Annotated in this window: 10 protein-coding genes and 1 pseudogene; 4 read left to right on the forward strand and 7 right to left on the reverse strand. The window is 69.3% G+C overall.

The genetic code is table 11. From position 1 onward, the window contains the following. Positions 1-106: 106 nt before the first annotated feature. The 4 genes and pseudogenes from JQS43_RS26360 to JQS43_RS19475 form a co-directional block, all read right to left on the reverse strand. A pseudogene (locus JQS43_RS26360) lies at positions 107-286 on the reverse strand (WhiB family transcriptional regulator); the annotation flags it as partial. Positions 287-297: 11 nt separating this feature from the next. Continuing rightward, the gene (locus tag JQS43_RS19465; RefSeq protein WP_239675818.1) at positions 298-1,215 is read right to left on the reverse strand and encodes a carbohydrate ABC transporter permease; all 918 of its coding nucleotides are present in this window, start codon (positions 1,213-1,215) and stop codon (positions 298-300) included. Next, on the reverse strand, positions 1,215-2,519 hold the full coding sequence (locus tag JQS43_RS19470; protein WP_239675819.1) for an ABC transporter permease: 1,305 nt from the start codon (positions 2,517-2,519) through the stop codon (positions 1,215-1,217). The genes JQS43_RS19465 and JQS43_RS19470 overlap by 1 nt, the downstream gene beginning before the upstream one ends. Then, positions 2,516-3,811: an ABC transporter substrate-binding protein gene (locus JQS43_RS19475; RefSeq protein WP_239675820.1), complete on the reverse strand. Its 1,296-nt coding sequence runs from the start codon at positions 3,809-3,811 to the stop codon at positions 2,516-2,518. The genes JQS43_RS19470 and JQS43_RS19475 overlap by 4 nt, the downstream gene beginning before the upstream one ends. Before the next feature lie 150 nt (positions 3,812-3,961). On the opposite strand from JQS43_RS19475, the gene JQS43_RS19480 reads away from it, so the two are divergent. From JQS43_RS19480 to JQS43_RS19495, 4 genes are all read left to right on the forward strand, one after another. Further along, positions 3,962-5,107 (forward strand): winged helix-turn-helix domain-containing protein, encoded by a 1,146-nt coding sequence (locus JQS43_RS19480; RefSeq protein WP_239675821.1) that lies wholly within the window; start codon positions 3,962-3,964, stop codon positions 5,105-5,107. A gap of 364 nt (positions 5,108-5,471) precedes the next feature. Continuing rightward, positions 5,472-6,617 carry an ABC transporter substrate-binding protein gene (locus tag JQS43_RS19485; RefSeq protein ID WP_239675822.1) on the forward strand — a complete coding sequence of 382 codons (1,146 nt, stop codon included), beginning with the start codon at positions 5,472-5,474 and terminating at the stop codon, positions 6,615-6,617. A 42-nt stretch (positions 6,618-6,659) separates the two neighbouring features. Next, complete coding sequence (locus JQS43_RS19490; protein ID WP_239675823.1) at positions 6,660-7,613, forward strand: carbohydrate ABC transporter permease; 954 nt, start codon at positions 6,660-6,662, stop codon at positions 7,611-7,613. Further along, the gene (locus JQS43_RS19495; protein WP_239675824.1) at positions 7,613-8,536 is read left to right on the forward strand and encodes a carbohydrate ABC transporter permease; all 924 of its coding nucleotides are present in this window, start codon (positions 7,613-7,615) and stop codon (positions 8,534-8,536) included. The genes JQS43_RS19490 and JQS43_RS19495 overlap by 1 nt, the downstream gene beginning before the upstream one ends. Positions 8,537-8,642: 106 nt before the next feature. Here JQS43_RS19495 and xylB read toward each other — a convergent pair whose 3' ends face one another. The 3 genes from xylB to JQS43_RS19510 are packed head-to-tail and all read right to left on the reverse strand — an operon-like array spanning position 8,643 to position 12,341. Further along, the gene (gene xylB, locus JQS43_RS19500; protein ID WP_239675825.1) at positions 8,643-10,040 is read right to left on the reverse strand and encodes a xylulokinase; all 1,398 of its coding nucleotides are present in this window, start codon (positions 10,038-10,040) and stop codon (positions 8,643-8,645) included. Between the two features lie 45 nt (positions 10,041-10,085). Continuing rightward, a complete protein-coding gene (xylA, locus tag JQS43_RS19505) occupies positions 10,086-11,276 on the reverse strand; it encodes a xylose isomerase (RefSeq protein WP_239675826.1) in 1,191 nt (396 codons plus the stop codon). Positions 11,277-11,294: 18 nt separating this feature from the next. Continuing rightward, entirely contained in the window at positions 11,295-12,341 is a 1,047-nt protein-coding gene (locus JQS43_RS19510; RefSeq protein WP_239675827.1) for a LacI family DNA-binding transcriptional regulator, read from the reverse strand. Positions 12,342-12,607: the final 266 nt, after the last annotated feature.

A 12,607-nucleotide genomic window follows, 5' to 3' on the forward strand; every position in this document is an offset into this window, starting at 1 on the left:
CACCGCCGCTCTCGGTCAGCCGCACCGGTCGCAGCCCGCAGTTGGCACAGATCAGCGGGACCACCGTGTAGCCACGGGAGGTCTCGACGAGCAGCATGCCACCCCTGATCACCCCATTGTCCCGCTGCTGCACGGCATCTTCCAGGCAGCGCTCGCGGACCGGGCAGGACAGGCACAACCGGACCGCACTCGGCCACATCGGACGGTCATCCGACGACCACCAGGTGGGGTTCCCGCCCGCGCACGCGGCGCGCTGCCACCACCGTTCACTGTCGATAACATTCATCAGGCTCTCCTTTACTTTGTCGAGCCGGCGAGGACACCGTGTACGAAATAGCGCTGGAACGCGAAGAACACGATCAGCGGCACAGTCATGGATACGAACGCACCGGGGCCGATGACGTCGATGTTCGACGAGAAGGCCCGCATCTGCTCCCGCAGCGCGTAGGTGATCGGTGCGTTCTCTGAGGTGGCGAAGACCAGCGCCACCAACAGGTCGTTCCACACCCATAGGAATTGAAAGATGGCCAGCGAGGCGATCGCCGGGCCGGACAGCGGCAGCACCACCCGGCGGAACACCGCCGCCTCGGTACCACCGTCGAGCCGGGCCGCTTCGATGAGGTCCCGGGGGATCTGCCGAAAGAAGTTGCGAAGCAGGAACACCGCCAGCGGCAGGCCGAACGCGACGTGGAAGGCGACCACCCCCGCGACGTGCCCGTAGATGCCGAGCAGCCCGAAGAGTCGGGCGTTCGGGATGATCGCCACCTGGACCGGCACCACGATCAGTGCCACCAGCACCACGAAGAGCCAGTCCCGGCCGCGAAACTCCAACCAGGCCAGCGCGTACGCCGCGAACGAGCCGATCACCACCACCAGCACCGTGGCGGGTACGGTAATCAGCACTGTGTTCCATAGTGAACGCAGGATGGTCTCGTTGCCGAGCAACGCGACGTAGTTGTCGACGGTCAGTTGACTCGGCCGGGTCAGCGCCGTCCACCACCCGGTCGCACTGTTGTCCGCGGTGCTCCGCAGACTGGCGATCGCCAGGCCGAGGGTGGGCAACATCCAGATCAGCGTGATCGTCAACAACGCCACCTGGCTCGCCACGCCGCCAAGCCGGCGCGCCAGCCTGGTGCCGAGGCTGGGCTTCGGCGGCCCGACCGGGGTCGTACCAGCCGGCCGCAGCTCCGGCACCCTGGTGTCGACGAAGGTCATCAGTACCCCCGCCGTTCCTGGCGACGCAGCATCCGCGCCCGCCACGCCATCCCAGGCAGCACCAGGGCGAAGAGCAACACCGCGATGGCGCTGCCGAGGCCGGCATTGAGCCGGGTGAAGGAGGCGTGGTACATCTCCAGCCCGAGCACGTTCGCCTCCGGCTGGACCGACTCCGGCGCCAGCACCAACACCAGATCGAAGATCTTCAGCACATTGATCACCAGGGTGACCACCACCACCGCTAGCACCGGCCGCAGCAGCGGAATGGTAATCAGCCGCAACACCTGCCACTCGCTTGCGCCGTCGAGCCGGGCTGACTCCACCGCCGCGCGGGGAATCGAGCTGAACCCGGCGGAGATCACCACCATGGCGAAGCCGGCCCACACCCAGATGTAGGAGCCGATGATCGCCGGAGTCACCAGCCCCGGACCGAGCCAGGTCAGGCCTCGGTACGGTTCGGTGAAGTTGCCGGCGGCGAGCCGGACCGTGTACCCGCCGCCGGCAAGCTCTGGGAAGGCGAAGCTGCCGTCGGCCCCGGTGACCGTCTCGGCCACCACGGTCCCGCCCTGCAACGCCTCCACACTCACCCCCGGCAGCCCGTACTCGCCGGGGTCGACCGCTCCGTCCGTGCCCTCGCCACCGCGCAGAAAGTCCCGCCACACCAGCCCGGACACGCCCGGCCCGGGCGCTGGCGCCGCCGCCTGCGCCGCCTCGTCGGGAACCTCGTCCGCCGGCAGCCCGACCAACGGCAGCAGCACCACCTCCCCGCTGCTGACCGGCGTAGTGGTATGGATGGCCCCATCGACGGCGCGTAGCTCTGGGTCCTCGCGGACCGTCGCGCCGGGGTAGGGCGACGGTTCAGCGAAGCTGTCGTGGACGCTGACCAGGGCCGCGTTGAGTAGCCCCCGGTTCGGATCCTCGTCATAGACCATCCGGAAGGTCACCCCGGCGGCCAGGAACGAGATCGCCATCGGCATGAACAACACCAGCCGGAACGCGTTGACCAGCGTGACCCGCTCGGTGAGCACCGCGAAGACCAGCCCCAACGCGGTCACCACGGTCGGCGCTACCAGTACCCAGATGGCGTTGTTGGCCAGCGCCCGCCGGGTGTCCTCCGAGGTGAGCATCTCGGCATAGTTGGCGAGCCCGACGAAGCGCGTGCCATCGTCGCTGTGCAGACTCATCCACAGCGTGCTGAGGATCGGGTAGGCGACCAGCACTCCCACGATCACCAGGGTGGGGGCGAGGAAATAGACCGCGGTCCGCCGGTGATCCCGGGCCCGCGGCCGCGGCGGGGCGGTCACGGCCGGGTCCCGAAGTCACGCTCGGCCGCCGCCTCGAGCCGCTGGGCGAGCCGGGCGGGGTCGGCCGGGTCCGCGAGGAACTCCTGCAGCAGCCGCCACATGCTGGCGCTGGTGCCGCCACCGAAGGTCTGCGGGGCGAGGTCGGAGAGGTCGAAGCGCACCACCTCGGCGGTGTGCAGCGACTCGGCCAGCTCCCGGGTCTCCGGCTCCGGATAGGCGGCGAGATCGAGGTGTTGGTTGGCCGAGAGAAACCCGCCGTACCCCGCGGCGATCTCCGCGGCCGCCGGCGAGGCGAGGAAGGCGAGCAGCGCCATCGCCGCAGGGCGGTCGGTGAACGCCACCGCCTGGTCGCTGGCGACCACCACCGAGGAGGGCGAACCGTCGATCGACGGCCACGGGAAGAACCGGGCCTGGTCGCCGACGGCGACGGTGCCGAGCCGCTGGATCTCGGCGGCGACGAAGTCGGCCTGGAACAGCATCGCTGACTTCGGCACCGGCCCGAACACGTCCGCCACCGCCTGGTCGAACTTGAGCTGCAGCGGATCCCCCTGGACCGCCCGGTCCAGGGTCCAGTACTCCTGCAGCAGCTCCAGGGTCGCCACCACGCTCGGGTCGGTCCAGGGGATCTCCCGCTGCGCCAACTGGTCGTAGCGCTCCGCGCCGGCGACCCGCAGGTACGCGTTCTCGAACCAGTCGGTCAGCACCCAGCCGTCCGCCCCCGGCACCGACATGGTGCCGACGCCCGCGTCGGCCAGCGTCCGGGTGGCGTCGAGCAGCTCCGGCCAGGTCTGCGGCGGGGAGACGCCGGCCTCGTCGAACGCCTCGACCCGGTACCAGATCAGCGACTTGTGGGCGACCTTGTAGTGGACGCCATACAGGGCGTCTTCCACGCTGCCGAGCTCGACCCAGAACGGGGAGTAGTGGGCCCGTACCGCCTCGGCCGCCTCGCCGGTGAGCTCCGCGAGCACGCCTCGGCGGGCGTACTGGGCTACCACGCCGGGCTGCCCCAGCAGCGCCACGTCCGGCGGCGAGCCACCGGCGAGCCGGCTGTTCAACAGCGTAGGGAGATCGTCACCGCCCGAGGTGTAACGCACCGTCGCGCCGGTATCCTCTTCGAAGGCGTCGAGTACGGCTCGGAAGCTGGCCTGCTCGGTGCCGGTCCAGATCGCGGCGACCTCGACGGTCTCACCGGCGAATCGGCCTTTCCCGCCGGCATCGTTGGTGGCCACACACCCCGCAGTGACCAGCACGAGCGCCGCCAGGATGGCGCTGAGCTGTACCCTGCGTGGCATTCGCTGCGCTCCGTAAGACGGCGGGGTGCGGTGGGGGTGCGGTGACTGGAATCCTGACCGCCCGCGTTACGTGCGCACAATGGAAGCCACAACTTCGTAACCCAAGCTGAACACAGCTCACAAGATCAACAACTGGAGCCGGGAGGCCCGTTGGCCCGTCCGCACCGCGCGCCCATTCGCGACGAATCGTCGGCGGCGCTGGCGGGCTACACGGTGGCCATCGCCAGCGACCGGCGGCGGCACGGCGTCGCGGCACTGCTGGAGAGTGTAGGCGCGCGCACCGTCGGTGTTCAAGCCGCCCGGTCGGTCGCCAAACCAGATCCGGCCCAACTCCGGGCGGCGACGGAACGCTGCCTCGCCGCCCCCTGCCAGGAGGTCGTCATCTCCACCGCCCTGGGGCTCCGCGCCTGGCTCACCGCCGCCCGACGCTGGGGGGTGCGCGACGAACTGGTCGCCCGGTTCGCCGGTGCCCGCCTGCTCGCCCGGGACGCCGCCGCCGCCGACGGACTGCGGGCGCTCGGCTTCCGCGAAATCTTCTCCACCGAGGGTGAGAGCACCGAGGAGCTGCTCCGGTTCTTAGCGGCGCAGTCACTGCACGGGCAACGAGTAGTGGTGCAGACCGACCGGCAGTCGTTGACCGAGGCGACCGCGGTCTTGGCCGGCCGCGGGGCCGAGGTGGTCGACGTGCCCACCTACACCGCGACGGGCCCGGCCGAGACGTTCTCGGTACGCCGGCTACTCGACCTGGTGGCGCGCCGGCAGGTCGAAGCGTTAGCGCTGGTCGGCGGCCAAGCTGCCGACCAGCTCCGGAGCCAGGCGGTACGCGAGGGACGGCTCGCCGAGCTGACCGAGGCGCTGCGCGAGGAGGTGATCTGCGTCGCGTTGGGGCCGGACAGCGCGGCCCCGCTCGCCACCGCGCAACCGGCGCTCGCCGCCGCCCCGTACCCCGCCGAGTTGGCCGAGGCGCTGCTCGCCCGGCTGCCCAGCCGGGCGTTACGGGTCGCCTCCGCCAGACATCAGCTGGAGCTGCGGGGTCACGCGGTGGTGCTCGACGGCTCGCTGATCCCGGTCCAGGCCGGCCCGCTGGCGGTGCTCCGGGCGCTGGCGCAGCACCCCGGCGAGGTGCTCTCGGCCGCCGACATCCGGGCCGCCCTCCCCCAGCCCTCCGATGTGGATGACCATGCGGTAGAGATGGCGATCTCCCGACTTCGGCAGGCGCTCCGCACCGCCGCTCCGCACCCAGCCGCCGACCTGGTGCAGACCATCGTCAAACACGGCTACCGGCTCGCACTCTGAGTCGGGCGGTGACCCGACCGCGCCGTACGCCGTGCGGAATCCGCAGCGCACCGGGCCCCATGCACTCACCGCACGCGGTAGCAAGCCCTCCAGGCGCCCCGTGACCTGATCGTTACCTACAAACCCGGTAGGGGCCACTGGACACCGCGGCAGGGTAGGTATTTCATGATCGCTACGGACCGGTTAATGCACCACCCCGGTGCTTTCGAACAAGCCCGAAAACGGCCACGAAAGCACAACAAACGAGAAGTGGGGATTACTGACAATGGGAATTCGCAGATCGTGGTTGGCTGCCGGCGGGGCGATAGCTCTGCTCGCTACCACCGCCTGCACGCCAAGTGGCGACGATGACGAGAATGGCGAAATGGTCTGGGCGATCGGCGGCGCGGACGCCCAGCCGGGACGGGTTCACCAGCAGATCGCCCAGCTGTGGTCCGAGGAGAACCCGGACACCCCGATCCGCATCGAGGTGCTGCCGGAGGACGCCGACGGCCAGCGCGAGCAGCACGCTCTAGAACTGCAGGCCGAGGGCAGCGGCTTCGACGTGCTCGGGGTCGACGTGATCTGGACCGGCGAGTACTCGGAGAACGGCTGGGTCGAGAGCCTGGAGGATGTCCGCGCCGACATCGAAGCGGTCACCCTGCCCGGACCGTTCAACTCTGCCACCTGGGGCGACGAGCTGTGGGCCGCGCCGTACAACTCCAACGCCGGGTTCCTCTACTACCGCACCGACCTGGTGGACGAACCACCGACGACCTGGGAAGAGCTGTGTGAGGTCGGGGCCGAGGTGGGCGCCGAGGAAGGAATCGCCGGCTTCGTCGCCCAGGGCGCGCAGTACGAGGGCTTCGTGGTGAACTGGCTCGAGTACTACTGGAGCACCGGCGCCGACCTGTTCAACGAGGACGAGTCGGCGGTCACCTTCGACGTCGACGCGGCGGTCGAGGTGACCGAGTGGATGAACGACTCGCTCGGCGACTGCTTCGCCCCGGGCTTCAACACCGCCCAGGAGGAAGAGGCCCGCAACGAGTTCCAGGCCGGCAATGCCGTCTTCATGCGGAACTGGCCGTACGCGTACGGGCAGATCCAGGACGATGAGGGCAGCCCAGCCAACGGCAACTTCGACATCGCGCCGTTGCCGACCTTCACCGGCACCGGCACCATCTCGGCGCTGGGCGGCTTCAACAACGCGGTTAGCGCCTACTCCAACAACACGGAGGCCGCGACCGACTTCGTCGTCTGGGCCGCCACTGACCCAGAGGTTCAGACCCTGCTGGCGGAAGAGTCGCTGCCGCCGACCATGGCCTCGGTCTACGACGACCTAGCCGGCGACCCGGTGATGTCGCTGTTGGGTGAGGTGCTCGCCGACTCCCTGCCGCGTCCCCCGTCGCCAGCCTGGAACGAGATCAGCGTCGAGATGCAGCGGGCGCTCTTCCCCGCCTACAACGGCGACGCCGACGCCCAGAGCGCGGCGGAGAGCGTGCGGGAGTACCTCGAGAGCACCATCCAGTAACCGACCCTGAGTTCGCTCACTAAGTACGGAAAGGGGGCTCCCATGACCGGCACATCAGTTGCACCGGACCCGGGCACCCGGTCGGGCGCCGGAGGTGGCGGTCGTGGGAGTCCCCGCGCCGTCCGGCAAGGGCTATCCGAAAAGGCCCTGGGGAGAATTTTCATCTCCCCGTCGATCGCGTTGATGTCGCTGGTGGCGCTGTTCCCAGTCATCTGGGCATTCGTCCTCAGCCTCTACGTCTACACGCGACGGCAGCCGGAGGGCTTCGGCGGCTTCGACAATTACGTGACGGCGTTGACGAATCCGCGATTCTGGGATTCGTTGCAGTTCACCTTCGTCTTCACGCTTAGTTCAGTGACGCTGGAATTCGTCATCGGCATGGGCTTCGCGCTCCTGATGAACCAGGCATTCCGCGGCCGGGGGGTGACCCGGGCGGCGATCCTGATCCCGTGGGTCATCCCGACGGTGGTCGCGGCCCAGATGTGGTTCTTTATGTTCAACGTCACGCCGGGCTTCATCAACACCATCTTCGGGCTAGGGAACTTCAACTGGCTCGGACAGAGCGGCACCGCCGCCTTCGCGATCATCTTCGCGGATGTCTGGAAGACCGCCCCGTTCGTGGCGCTGCTGCTGCTGGCCGGGCTCCAGACCATCCCGAACGACGTCTACGAGAGCGGCAAGGTCGACGGCGCCGGTCCGGCCGCCCGGTTCTTCCACATCACGCTGCCGCTGCTCAAGCCGGCGATCCTGGTGGCGCTGCTGTTCCGGACCGTGGACGCGCTACGCGTCTACGACCTGCCCCAGGTGATGACCCGTGGGGCGTTCGACACCGAATCACTATCGATGCTGGTCCAGCAGTATGTGGTCCGTACCCCGAACCCCGGACTCGGTGCCGCGCTCTCCACCATCACCTTCGTCCTGATCCTCGGTATCGGCATCATCTTCGTCCGGCTGCTCGGTCGGGATCTCGTCATCGGCAGAGAGGAGGGTAAGTAATGACTGCCCCCACCCCGGTCGAGTCGACCCGGGATCCAGAGCTCGACCCGGAGTTGCACGGCGGCAGCTCCGACCTGCGTCGCCTCAACCGTCGTCGGGCCGCGCAGGTCTGGGGAAAGACCGCGCTGCTCAGCGTCATCATGGTCTGGTGCCTATTTCCGTTCGTGTGGCTGATCTCGACCAGCCTCAAGCAGGGCGACCGGGCGCTCAACAGCCCCAACCTCTTCGAGGGCCCGTTCGGCCTCGGCAACTACCGGGCGGTCTTCGAGCAGAGCTTCCATCTGAACCTGCGAAACTCACTGATGATCGCGGGTGTCACCACCATCCTATGTGTCATCGTCGGTTCGCTGTGCGCGTACGCCATCGCCCGACTGCCGATCAAGCGGAAGATCCTGCTGCTCTCCAGCGTCCTCGCGGTTTCGCTCTTCCCGCCGGTCGCGCTGGTGCCGCCGCTCTATGAACTGTGGCGCACGCTGGGGCTGCTGAACACCTGGGAAGGGCTCTACATCCCCTACACGGCGTTCACGCTACCGCTGACCATCTTTATCTTGACCACCTTCTTCGCCGCGATTCCGAAGGATCTGGCGGAGGCGGCCAAGATCGACGGTGCCACTCCATTCCAGGCGTTCTATAAGATCATCTTTCCGCTCGCCGCTCCGGGGGTGTTCGCCGCCGCGATCATCATCTTCGTGTTGTCGTGGAACGAGTTCCTGCTCGCCAGTACCTTCGCACCCCGCAACCCGGAGATCGCTCAAACAGTGCCGGTGGCGATCGCCGGCTTCACCGGGGCGGTGGAGTTCCAGCGCCCGATCGGCACCATCACCGCGGCCTGTGTGGTGGTGACCATCCCGATGATCATCGTGGCGTTGATCTTCCAGCGTCGCATCGTCTCCGGCCTCACCGCGGGCGGCGTCAAGGGCTGACGCCCACCACTTCGTCGCCGATCATGAGTTTGTGAGCAGACACGCTCGGCGTGTCTGCTCACAAACTCATGATCGGCCGGGGGTGGGTGATCGGCCGGGTCGAAGGCTAGGGGCGGTCGATGACGTGGTCGCGGGCGGCGGCGTACTGCTCGCGGATCGCCGGGGCCGGGTCGGCCTCGTAGGTGGCCGCCGCCGCCGAAGTCCACTCCGGTGGCTCAGCAGCCCCGGTGAGCACCCAGGCGGCCTGCCGGGCGGCGCCGTCGGCTACATACTCGCCCATCGGCGGCACCAGCACCGGGCAGCCGAAGACCTGCGGGGCGATCCGGCGGACCGCCTCCGAGGCGGCGCCGCCCCCGATCAGGATCACCCGGCGGACGGTCGCGCCCTGGGCGAGCAGCGCGTCCAAGCCATCAGCGAGCGCGCAGAGCATCCCCTCGACCGCCGCCCGGGCCAGATGCGCCGGGCTCGCGGTGCCGAGAGTGAGTCCATGCACCGCGCCGGTCGCCAGCGGACGGTTGGGAGTGCGCTCCCCCTCCAGGTACGGGATCAGGGTGAGCCCGTCGGCAGCCGCTGGCGCGGATAGGGCCAGTTCGGAGAGCGCCTGGTGGTCGACCCCGAGCAGGGTCGCCGCCGCGTCCAGCACCCGGGCAGCGTTGAGGGTGCAGACCAACGGCAGGTACCGGCCCGAGGCATCGGCGAACCCGGCGACCGCGCCCGAAGCGTCGGCGGCCGGCGTATCGGCGACCGAGAAGACCGTGCCGGAGGTCCCGATCGAGACCACCACGTCGCCGGGGCGGGCACCGGCCCCGAGCGCGGCCGCGGCGTTGTCGCCGGCGCCCGGCCCGAGCAGCGCGCCGCCGGCGGCCTGGCCGGCACGCTCGGCCGGACCGAGCACCGCTGGTAGCGTCACGTCGTCCCGGCCGAGGCCGAGGCGGAGCAGGTCACGCCGGTATTCGCCGGTCGCCGCCGACCAGTACCCGGTGCCGCTGGCGTCGGAGCGGTCGGTGACCGGTGCCCCGGCCCCGCCGGTGAGCCGCCAGGTGAGCCAATCATGGGGCAGGCACACGGTGGCGGTGGCCGCGGCGTGCGCCGGCTCATGCTGCGCGAGCCAGCGCAGCTTGCTGATCGTGAACGAGGCGACCGGGACCGAGCCGACCGCGTCCGCCCAGGCCTTCGCCCCACCCGGCAGCTCCGACACCAGGTCGGCGGCGGCCGCCGCCGACCTGGTGTCGTTCCACAACAACGCCGGCCGGACCACCTCGCCGGCCGGGTTCAGACACACCATGCCGTGCTGCTGACCGGCGACCGAGACCGCGGCCACGTCGGCGAGGCCGCCGGCCTGCTCGGTCGCGGCCGACAGCGCCTCCCACCACGCCTCGGGGTGGACCTCGGTGCCGTCCGGGTGGTTGGCCCGGCCGGAGCGGACCAGCTCACCGGTGTCGGCGTCGCGGATCACCACTTTGCAGGACTGGGTGGATGAGTCCACCCCGGCGACGAGGGTCACAAGCGGCCCCTTCCACGGTGGGTCAGCAGCGGGTCAGACGATGAGTCAGCCGCGGAAACCGAGCAGATGGTCCACGGCGAGCTGGTTGAGCCGGACGAAGCCGTAGCCGCGCTGCGCCGCCGCGTCCGGGTCGAACTCCTCGAACGCGGAACGGTCGGCGAGAAGATCCTGATAGGACTCGCCCGGGTTCAGCGTCGGGACCGCGAGCTGGTCCACTCGGCTGGCCGCGAGCGCCTCGGCGACCTCCGGATCGGCCCGCCACTGCCGGGCCCGCTCCTTCAACGACAGGTAGGTACGCATGTTCGCGGCGGCAGAGGCCCAGACTCCGGCCATGTCTTCGGTCCGCAGCGGCTTGTAGTCGAACTGCCGGGACCCCTCGTAGGCCCGGCCACCGTTCAGCCCACCGAACTCCAACAGGTCGACCAGGAAGAACGCGTTCAGCAGGTCACCGTGGCCGAAGACCAGATCCTGGTCGTACTTGATGCCGCGCTGACCGTTGAGGTCGATGTGGAACAGCTTGCCGTGCCAGAGGGCCTGGGCGATGCCGTGCACGAAGTTCAGGCCGGCCATCTGCTCGTGCCCGACCTCGGGGTTGACCCCGACCCGCTCCGGATGGGCGAGGCCATTGATGAACGCCAACGCGTGACCCACGGTCGGCAGCAGGATGTCGCCGCGGGGCTCGTTCGGCTTCGGCTCGATCGCGAACCGCATGTCGTAGCCCTGGTCGATGACGTACTGGCAGAGGATGTCCAGCCCCTCCCGGTACCGGTCGAGCGCGACCCGAACATCCTTGGCGGCGTCCGACTCGGCGCCCTCCCGGCCGCCCCACAACACATAAGTGGTGGCGCCCAGCTCCGCGCCGAGGTCGATGTTGCGCAGGACCTTGCGCAGCGCGAACCGGCGTACCTCGCGGTCGTTGCTGGTGAATCCGCCGTCCCGGAAGACCGGGTGCAGGAAGAGGTTGGTGGTGACCATAGGCACCGCCAGCCCGGTCTCGTCGAGCGCCTTCCGGAACCGGGCGATGTGCTGGTCACGGACCTCGTCGCTGGCACCGAACGGGATCAGGTCGTCGTCGTGGAAGGTGACGCCGTACGCGCCGAGCTCGGCGAGCTTGTGTACCGCGGTGACCGGGTCGAGCGGCGGCCGGGTCGCGTCCCCGAACGGGTCGCGGGCGGTCCAGCCGACGGTCCACAGGCCAAAGGTGAACCGGTCTTCTGGGGTCGGGGTCAGCTGCATGGCTCGATCGCTCCTTCGTCAGCGGTCAACGGCGGCGGTGCTCTCTCGGATCACCAGTTCGGTGGCGAGCTCGACCCGCGGGCTGTCGACCGTGTCCCCACCGGCGAGGCGCAGCACGGTCCGGGCGGCGAGCGAGCCCATCTCCGCCAACGGTTGGCGGACGGTGGTCAACGGCGGCGAGGACCAGCGGACCTCGGGCAGGTCGTCGAAGCCGATCACGCTCACGTCGTCGGGCACTCGACGCCCGCGCTGCCGGATCGCTTCATACACCCCGAACGCCATCTGGTCACTGGAGGCGAAGATCGCGGTGGGCGGGTCCGGCAACGACAGCAGCTCCTGGCCGCCGTGAAAGCCAGACTCGTGGTAGAAATCGCCCTCCCGGATGAGTTCGTCCTTGAGCTGAACCCCCGCCGCCTCCAGGCCGGCCCGGTAACCATCGAGCCGGGCCCGGCTGCACAGCAGCGGCCGGGGCCCGGAGATCAGCCCGATCCGCTGGTGGCCGAGCGACAGGAGGTATTCGGTGGCGGCGAGGCCGCCGGCCCAGTTGGTGGCCCCGATCGTCGGTGCGTCCAGACTCGGGCCGCCGGCCGGGTCGACCACCACCATCGGCACCGCCAGCCGCCGCAGCTCCGCCTGGAGCGGTGTGTCGAGATTAGACAAGACCAGGATGACCCCGTCGGAGGCGCGGGCGCGCAGGTTTTGTAGCCACTGCCGCGCCAGCGCGGGCTTGCGGTGGATCGCTGAGACCACAGTGCCGACACCGGCGGCGTGGGCGACATCCTCCACCCCGCGGATGATCTCGACCGCCCACGGGCTGTCGAGATCGTTGAAGACCAGGTCGATCAGCCGGGCATTGCTGCGGGGTCGGGAGGCCCGGCGGCGGTAGCCGTGCCGGCGGAGCAGCTCTTCCACCCGCTCGCGGGTCTGCGGGGCGACATCCGAACGCCCGTTGATCACCCGGGAAACGGTCGGCACCGAGACTCCGGCCTCGGCCGCGATTGTGCTGATGGTGACGCGCCGGGAGCGCGTGGCCTCCGGCCGGTTGGTGTGGTCGTCGACCGTCACACCTGCCTCCTCGTTCACCATCTGCCACCTACCGAACATCCACCCGGCCCGGACCATCCGGACCGGAGCGACCGACTCGCCCTTTCCCGCATGGTAGTCCGGGGGTGCATCGCCGCCACCGGAGCAACCGCCGGTCACGACATGCGGTGTGGCCGGATCCGCCAGCGGCGGCCGACCCGACCGGAACAGTTTCGGATGTAGCGCGGTAGTTTCAGTGACATCTCGCACCCTAGCGCCCGAATTACCGGCTGGTCAACCTCTGTTGT

Origin of the sequence: Natronosporangium hydrolyticum, from assembly GCF_016925615.1 — a bacterium.
GTDB classification, from domain to species: Bacteria; Actinomycetota; Actinomycetes; order Mycobacteriales; family Micromonosporaceae; genus Natronosporangium; species Natronosporangium hydrolyticum.